The sequence below is a fragment of the Rugamonas sp. genome, from assembly GCF_025354735.1.
In the GTDB taxonomy this organism is placed as follows: domain Bacteria; phylum Pseudomonadota; class Gammaproteobacteria; order Burkholderiales; family Burkholderiaceae_D; genus Rugamonas.
In genome coordinates, this window is record NZ_JANXMI010000326.1 from 1 (window position 1) to 7,344 (window position 7,344).

The 7,344-nt window shown below is 68.2% G+C and carries 6 protein-coding genes and 2 pseudogenes; 4 read left to right on the plus strand and 4 right to left on the minus strand.

Annotated features, from left to right (window positions below):
- A pseudogene (locus Q0S71_RS27045) lies at positions 1 to 222 on the minus strand (hypothetical protein); the annotation flags it as partial.
- On the opposite strand from Q0S71_RS27045, the gene Q0S71_RS27050 reads away from it, so the two are divergent.
- From Q0S71_RS27050 to Q0S71_RS27065, 4 genes are read left to right on the plus strand one after another with little or no spacing between them, the layout of a single operon-like run.
- Positions 212 to 1,363, plus strand: coding sequence for a hypothetical protein (locus Q0S71_RS27050; RefSeq protein ID WP_296002826.1), 1,152 nt, complete (start codon positions 212 to 214; stop codon positions 1,361 to 1,363). The pseudogene Q0S71_RS27045 and the gene Q0S71_RS27050 overlap by 11 nt on opposite strands.
- 38 nt (positions 1,364 to 1,401) lie before the next feature.
- Positions 1,402 to 1,728: a YbaB/EbfC family nucleoid-associated protein gene (locus Q0S71_RS27055; RefSeq protein WP_296002828.1), complete on the plus strand. Its 327-nt coding sequence runs from the start codon at positions 1,402 to 1,404 to the stop codon at positions 1,726 to 1,728.
- 31 nt (positions 1,729 to 1,759) lie between these two features.
- A complete protein-coding gene (gene recR / locus Q0S71_RS27060; RefSeq protein WP_296002829.1) occupies positions 1,760 to 2,350 on the plus strand; it encodes a recombination mediator RecR in 591 nt (196 codons plus the stop codon).
- 4 nt (positions 2,351 to 2,354) lie between these two features.
- The gene (locus tag Q0S71_RS27065; RefSeq protein WP_296002832.1) at positions 2,355 to 3,590 is read left to right on the plus strand and encodes a CaiB/BaiF CoA-transferase family protein; all 1,236 of its coding nucleotides are present in this window, start codon (positions 2,355 to 2,357) and stop codon (positions 3,588 to 3,590) included.
- On the opposite strand, the gene Q0S71_RS27070 is transcribed toward Q0S71_RS27065, so the two are convergent.
- The 3 genes and pseudogenes from Q0S71_RS27070 to Q0S71_RS27085 form a co-directional block, all read right to left on the minus strand.
- Complete coding sequence (locus Q0S71_RS27070) at positions 3,568 to 3,954, minus strand: hypothetical protein (protein ID WP_296002834.1); 387 nt, start codon at positions 3,952 to 3,954, stop codon at positions 3,568 to 3,570. The two genes, Q0S71_RS27065 and Q0S71_RS27070, sit on opposite strands and share 23 nt — an antisense overlap.
- 276 nt (positions 3,955 to 4,230) lie before the next feature.
- Positions 4,231 to 6,353, minus strand: a pseudogene (locus Q0S71_RS27080) (putative bifunctional diguanylate cyclase/phosphodiesterase).
- Positions 6,353 to 7,344, minus strand: a 992-nt coding sequence (locus tag Q0S71_RS27085) for a response regulator (RefSeq protein ID WP_296002843.1), incomplete at its 5' end; no start/stop codon positions are given. The pseudogene Q0S71_RS27080 and the gene Q0S71_RS27085, both read right to left, overlap by 1 nt.

Consider the following 7,344-nt stretch of genomic DNA (forward strand, 5'->3'; position numbering starts at 1 on the left):
GTCGATGGCCAGCCATGCCGCCGTGCTGCCGCCAGCCGCCGTCGTGGCGGGCGCCGCTGCGGCGCTGGCGCGCGGCGATGCGGCGCGCGGTGACGCTGCGCCGGCGTCGGCGGTGGCATCGATGTCGGTGCCGGCTGCTGCAAACGCTTCCGCCTCGGCTGCCTCGGTTGCCGCCTTTGCTCCGGCCGCCACCGCTGTTCCGGCGCGGCCGATGATGGCCATGCCTGCACCGGCGCCGGCACCCGCACCGGCGCCCGTTCGCGAATATGCGGCGGCGCCAGCTGTCGCCGCCACGCCGCAGGTGCCGGTCAGCAGCGCCCGCGCCGCGATCGACGCCGCCTTGCAAGCGGCCCGTGCGGCCTCGAAACAGGGCGGTCGTCCGCCAGCGTCGGGTGCGGCGCCGGACTCGGCGGCACCGGCGCCAGCGCCAGTATCAGCATCAACGCCAGCATCGACGCCAGCCGCCGCTGTATCGCAGACCTCGGCTGCGGCACGCGCCATGCCACCGGCGCCGTCCGCAGCGCCGGCCGCTTCGGCGGCGCCGGTCGCGTCCGCGCCGAGTGCGCCGCGCAATCCGGCGCCGTGGGAAGATAGTGCGCCGTCGCTGTCGGCTGGCGACGGCTCCGCTGCCGCTGCCGTGCTGGAAGCGCCCGCGCGTCCGGCCGTGGCGCCGCAGCTTCAGCAGGCGTCGCAGATGGCGTCGCCGGCCCAGCAGACGCCGCCGGTGCGCGCCATGCCCGCGCAGGCGATGCCGCCGCCGTTGGCACCACAACAAGCACAGCAACAAGCCGACGACGACGACTTGCCGCCCTGGGTCACCGAATTTTCCGATGACACCGCCGTCGCGCAGTCGGCGCCGGCATCGATGATGGAGGCGATGCCGGCCGCCGCGCCGCAATCGGCGCGCCCGGCCCCGGCCCCGGCGCGCGCGCCGCACGCCTATGTCATCACGCCGGTGCCGGGCCTGGACTGGGACGGCAACTGGCCGGCCGTGGCCGCCGCCTTGCCGCTGCGCGGCGTGGCGCAGCAACTGGCCATGCAGGCCGAGCTGATCGATTGCACGCTCGACGGCAACGCCCACGTGTTCCGGGTGCGCGTGCCGATCGAAACCTGGCGCACGCCCGGCAACGTCGAGAAGCTGACGGCCGCGCTGGGCGAGCGCTTCGGCCGCGCCGTGCGCGTGGACACCGAACTCGGCGCCGTATGGTACACGGCCAGCGCCGAGGCGCAAGCCCACCGCGCAGCCTGTCAGCAGGCGGCCGAGGACACCATCGCCGGCGATCCTTTCGTCAACGAGATGATGCGCGACTTCGGCGCCTTCGTGGTGCCCGGTTCCATCGTGCCGCCGGCCGCCGCCGCCTGATTTTCTTTCAACTTATTTCAATTACGGAGTATTCCATCATGATGAAAAACCAATTGGCCGGCTTGATGAAGCAGGCGCAAGCGATGCAAGACAATATGAAGAAGGCCCAGGACCAGCTGGCGCTGATCGATGTCGAAGGCCAGTCCGGCGCCGGCCTGGTCAAGATCGTCATGACCTGCAAGAACGAAGTCAAGCGCGTCTCCATCGACCCGACCCTGCTGGCCGAGGACAAGGACATGCTGGAAGACCTGGTCGCCGCCGCCTTCAACGACGCCGTGCGCAAGGCCGAGGCGACGTCGGCCGAAAAGCTGGGCGGCCTCACTTCCGGCATGAATCTGCCGGCCGGCTTCAAGATGCCGTTCTGATCGCCATGTCGCGGATCGGGCGGTACGCCTGATGTCCAAGTCGCTTGACTTCCTGACCGAGGCCTTGCGCCGGCTGCCGGGCATCGGCCCCAAGTCGGCGCAGCGCATGGCCTTCCACCTGTTGCAGCACGACCGCGAGGGCGCGGCCATGCTGTCGCGCGCGCTGCATCAGGCGGTCGAGGCGGTGCAGCACTGCGCGCAGTGCAACACCTTCACCGAAGATGAGGTGTGCGGCACCTGCGCCGACGAGCAGCGCGACCGCCGCCTGCTGTGCGTGGTCGAGACGCCGGCCGATCAGCTGATGATAGAGCAGACGCTCACTTACAAGGGCCTGTACTTCGTGCTGATGGGACGGCTCTCGCCGCTGGACGGCATCGGCCCCAAGGATATCCATCTGGAAAAGCTGATCGAGCGCGCCACCGACGGCGTGGTCGGCGAAGTCGTGCTGGCGACCAACTTCACCAACGAGGGCGAAGCGACCGCGCACTACATCAGCGAAATGCTGAAGGCGCGCGGCCTGGGCGTGAGCCGGCTGGCGCGCGGCGTGCCGGTGGGCGGCGAGCTCGAATATGTGGACGCCGGCACCATCGCCCGCGCCATGCTGGACCGCCGGGCCACCTGAGGCCATGAGCGCACCGTCCTCCTCAGGCAAGCCGGCGGCCGCCCTGCCGCTGGCCGGCATCAAGGTGCTGGAGCTGGGCACCTTGATCGCCGGGCCGTTCTGCGCCCGCATGCTGGCCGAGTTCGGCGCCGAGGTGGTCAAGATCGAATCGCCCGACGGCGGCGATCCGATCCGGCAATGGCGCGTGCTCAAGGATGGCACGTCGCTGTGGTGGTCGGTGCAGGCGCGCAACAAGAAAAGCCTGACGCTCAACCTGAAGCACGCGCGCGGCCGCGCCATCGCCCGCCAACTGGCGCTGGAGGCCGACATCATCGTCGAAAACTACCGGCCCGGCGTGCTCGAAAAATGGGAGCTTGGCTACGAGCAATTGCGGGCCCTCAATCCGGCCACCATCATGGTGCGCCTGTCGGGTTTCGGCCAGACCGGGCCGATGAAGGACATGCCCGGCTTCGGCGCCATCGGCGAGGCCATGGGCGGCTTGCGCTACGTGTCCGGCCACGCCGACCGGCCGCCGGTGCGGGTGGGCGTGTCGATCGGCGACTCGGTGGCGGCCCTGCACGGCGTGATCGGCGCCATGATGGCGCTGCGCCACCGCGACGCCACCGGCGGACGGCAAACGGGGCAGGGCCAGATGGTCGACGTGGCGCTGTACGAATCCGTGTTCAACCTGATGGAGTCGCTGGTGCCGGAATTCGACCACGCCGGCGTCGTGCGCGAGCGCACCGGCGGCGCGCTGCCCGGCATCGTGCCGTCGAACACCTACACCACCGGCGACGGCGACAACATCGTCATCGCCGGCAATGGCGACGCCATCTTCAAGCGGCTGATGCTGGCCATCGGCCGCATCGACCTGGCCGGCGACCCGCAACTGGCGCGCAACGATGGCCGCGTGCCGCGCACGGCCGAGATCGACGCCGCCATCCAGGCCTGGTGCGACACGCAAGACATCGCCGGCGCGCTGACGGTGTTGCAGGCGGCGGACGTCCCGGCCGGCAAGATCTATTCGGTGCGCGACATGATGAGCGATCCGCAATTTCTCGCCCGCGACATGTTCGAGCAGCACCACTTCGCCGACGGCACGCCGCTCAAGCTGCCGGCCATCTCGCCCAAGCTGTCGGCCACGCCCGGCCGCACGCAGTGGATGGGGCCGGCGCTCGGCCAGCATAACGAGGAAGTGTTGGGCGCGCTCGGCTATGGCGCGGCGGAGATCGCCGCGCTCAAGGGCGATGGCGTGCTGTAGGCGCCGCCGTCCTGAGCAGCCGCGCCAGCAGATCCGCCGCGCGCGTCTGGTTCAGGGCGTGGGTCAATAGCGGGTTGGCCAGCTCGAAGATGAGGTCCTTGAGCAGGCGTGCATCGGCCATCTCGAAGTCGATATCGTCGCGGCCCTCGACCGCATCGGCCCAGGCTTCGATATCGGCTGCGCCGAGTTGTCCCGCGCGATACCGCGCCAGCACGGCGGCGATATGTTCCTTGCGCAGCGTGGCGGCGGCGCCTTCATAGTCCCAGTCCAGCGACGCCAGCTGCCGCAGGCTATCTTGCAGCGGCAAGGAAAAATCGAGCAGCGAGCGCACCGCTGCGAGGCGGTCGATCTCGCGGACGTTCATTAAAATACGCCTCCGTTCATCTGGTCTTTCACGTTGATGATACGCCCGCTTTGATCGTAAGTGGTTTTGGTATATTGAACGGTTGTGCCGCCGCCATCGATTTGCTTTTCGTAGACGGCGTATGAACCGCCTGATCGGCCCGGCGACCATGCCTGGATGGCGAGCGATCCGTTCGGCAGCGTTCTGATGGTCGTTGCGGATTTTGAGTTGGCGGGTATCTTGCGTTAGAGTCGTGCAATATTGTCGCGTTGCCTGGCGTTCACCATGGCGCCGCAGCTAGCAGGCCGCCCCGTTCGGCGCGTATTGCTTGCCCAGCATCAGCGTGATCGACTCGGGCGACGATGGGTGGCCCAGGTGGTAGCCCTGCGCCATGTCGCAGCCGTATTGTTCCAGCAGCAGCAACTGCTCGCCGGTCTCGACGCCTTCGGCCACCACCACCATCCTCAGGCCGTGCGCCATGGCGATGATGGCGCGCGTGATGGCGGCGTTTTCCGTGTCCTGCGGCAAGCCGCTGATGAAACTCTTGTCGATCTTCAGGGTGCGCACGTCGAAGCGCTTCAGGTAGTTCATCGACGAGTAGCCGGTGCCGAAATCGTCGATCGACAGGTGGACGCCGATGCCGCGCAACTGTTCCAGCGTGACCAGGGTGGCGCGGGCGTCATCCATCAGCGTGCCTTCGGTCAGTTCCAGTTCCAGCAGTTGCGCGTCGAGGCCGGTGTCGTGCAGGGCCGACAGCACGATCTGGGTCAGGTTCTCATCCTTGAATTGCTTGGCCGACAGGTTGACGGCGATCCGCAGCGGCGCCTTGCCGGGCAGCTGCCAGGCCCGGCCTGGGCGCAGGCCGTGCGCAACACCCATTCGCCGATGGGCACGATCAAGCCCGTCTCCTCGGCCAGCGGGATGAATTCGGTCGGAGAAATCACGCCGCGCTCGGGATGGCGCCAGCGCACCAGCGCCTCGACGCCGACGATCTGCCCGCTCGGCACGTCGATCTGCGGCTGGTACAACAGATACAGTTCCTTGTGTTGCAGCGCCTTGCGCAAGCCTACTTCGAGCTTGACGTGGCTCATGATCTGCATCGTCAGCGACGAGCTGTACAGCTTGGCGTTGTTCTTGCCGCAGTTCTTGGCGTGGTACATGGCCGTGTCGGCGTATTTGAGCAGCGAGTCGCAGTCCTCGCCGTCTTGCGGATACAGCGAAATGCCGATGCTGGCCGTGACGAAGATTTCGTGGGTGTCGAGCAGGAAGGGGCGGCGCATCACTTCCTTGACGCGGTGCGCGACGTTGAGCGCGTTGTCGACCCGCTCCAGGTCGGGGATGAGGATGGTGAATTCGTCGCCGCCCAGGCGCGCCAGATTATGGTCGCCCTGGACTCCCTGCTCGGCGGCGCGCGACACCAGGTCGCTGGGCCGTATCGTGTCGCGCAACCGTTCCGACACGGCTTGCAGCAAATGGTCGCCGACGTTGTGGCCCAGGGTGTCGTTGATGCGCTTGAAGGCGTCGAGGTCCATGAACAGCACGGCGAACTTCCTGCCGTCCCGCTTGGAGCGCGCCAGTTCGCTCTCCAGCGTTTCCAGGAACGCCTGGCGGTTGGGGATGCCGGTCAGGCTGTCGCAATAGGCGAGGCGGCGGATTTGTTCTTCGGTGCGCTTGCGTTCGCTGATGTCGCGCACCAGGCCCAGCACCTCGCCGGCGCCGCTGGTGACCAGGCGCGCCTCGAAATGCTGGACCGTGTCGCCGCGTTGCAGCGCGTAGTCGACGGAACGGATGTGCTGGGTTTCCAGCACGGTCTGCATCTGCTGCTGCAAGCGTTCGGCGATGGCCGGCGGCAGCACTTCGCTGATGTGCTTGCCGACGCAGTGGGCGGCCGAAAACACGGCGCTCGAATCATGGCCCTGCTCGTAGTCCAGATAATAGCCGTCCTGGTTGAGGCGAAAAAAGGTGTCGGGGATGGCGGCGAGCACGGCGCGGTTGTGGGCGTCGGCGATGCGCAGGCGGGCGATGGCGTCGCTGGCGCGCAGCACGTAGAGCACGCGGTGGCCGAGCACCGGCCAGTTGATCGGCTTGGAGACGAAATCGGTCGCGCCTTCTTCGTAGGCGTGGGTGACGGCTTCGAGGTCGTCGCTGCCGGTGACCATGATGATGGGCACGGCGGCGCCGGACGGGCGGCGGCGGATTTCGCGGCACACGGCATAGCCGTCCATGGCCGGCATGTCGACGTCGAGCAACACCAGGTCCGGCGCCATGCTTTGCTGGAAGGCCAGCGCCTTGAGGCCGTCTTCCGCTTCGATCACGTCGAGGCCGACCTGGGCCAGCATTTCCATCATCAGCAGGCGCATGACGGGATCGTCGTCGGCCACCAGGACCAGGCCGCGTTTGGAGGGGAGGGGCGGTGCCATCACGTTTCCTTTTCTAAAATGGCGCTCAGCGCGCTGCGCACGGCCTGGAATTCATATTCCATGTCGCTCAGGATGGCGGCGGCGCCGTCGGTGCGGTCGTCGCGGCCCAGTTGTTCGAGGTCCTTGGCCAGCCGCGCCAGTGTCTCGGCGCCGACGTTGGCGCTGCTCGACTTGAGGCTGTGGGCGGCGCGCCGCAAGTGCTCGGGCTGCCGCGTGGCGATGGCCAGGCGCAGCGTGCGGAACTGGTTGGGCGTGTCGTCGACGTAGGCGTGCAGCACGCGTTCGAGCAGGGCCTCGCCGTGGTCGGCGCTGAGCGCGCGGATATGGTCGAGCGCGCGGCGGTTCAGGTGGTGGCGGTTGGGCGCCGGCGCGGTGCCGGCCGGCGCGGATGGTGGCGTGTCAATTGGTGGCGCCGTCACGGCGTCTGTTCGCGGGCCGGGCGCGGGGCCCGGTTCTGAGGCTGGCGGGACGGCGGGTGCGATGCGGTCTGCGTTCGGATCCGAGGCCGAATCCAACTCCAGGCCCAGGTCCGGATGCGGGTCCGGGCCGTCGTCATGGTGCACGGTGGCCGCGCGCGGCAGCGTAATCCAGCGCGCGATGGCCTGGCCCAACGCCTGCTGCGTGAACGGCTTGCTCAGGTAATCGTCCATGCCGGCGGCCAGGCAGGCTTCGCGGTCGCCCTGCAAGGCGTTGGCGGTGATGGCGATGATGGGCACCGCGCCGGCGCGGCCCTGCTGCGATTCGTGGCGCCGGATTTCGGCGGTGGCGGCGAAACCGTCCATCACCGGCATCTGGCAATCCATCAGCACCAGGTCGTAATCGTCGTCGCGCACCGATTGCAGCGCTTGTTCGCCGTCGGCGGCCAGGTTGACGTCCAGACCCAGGCTTTCGAGCATGGCGCAGGCCACCTCGACGTTGACGACATTGTCCTCGGCCAGCAGCACCTTGCGCCGGCGCCGCGCGCAGGCCGGCGCGGCGGGGCGGGGCGGCC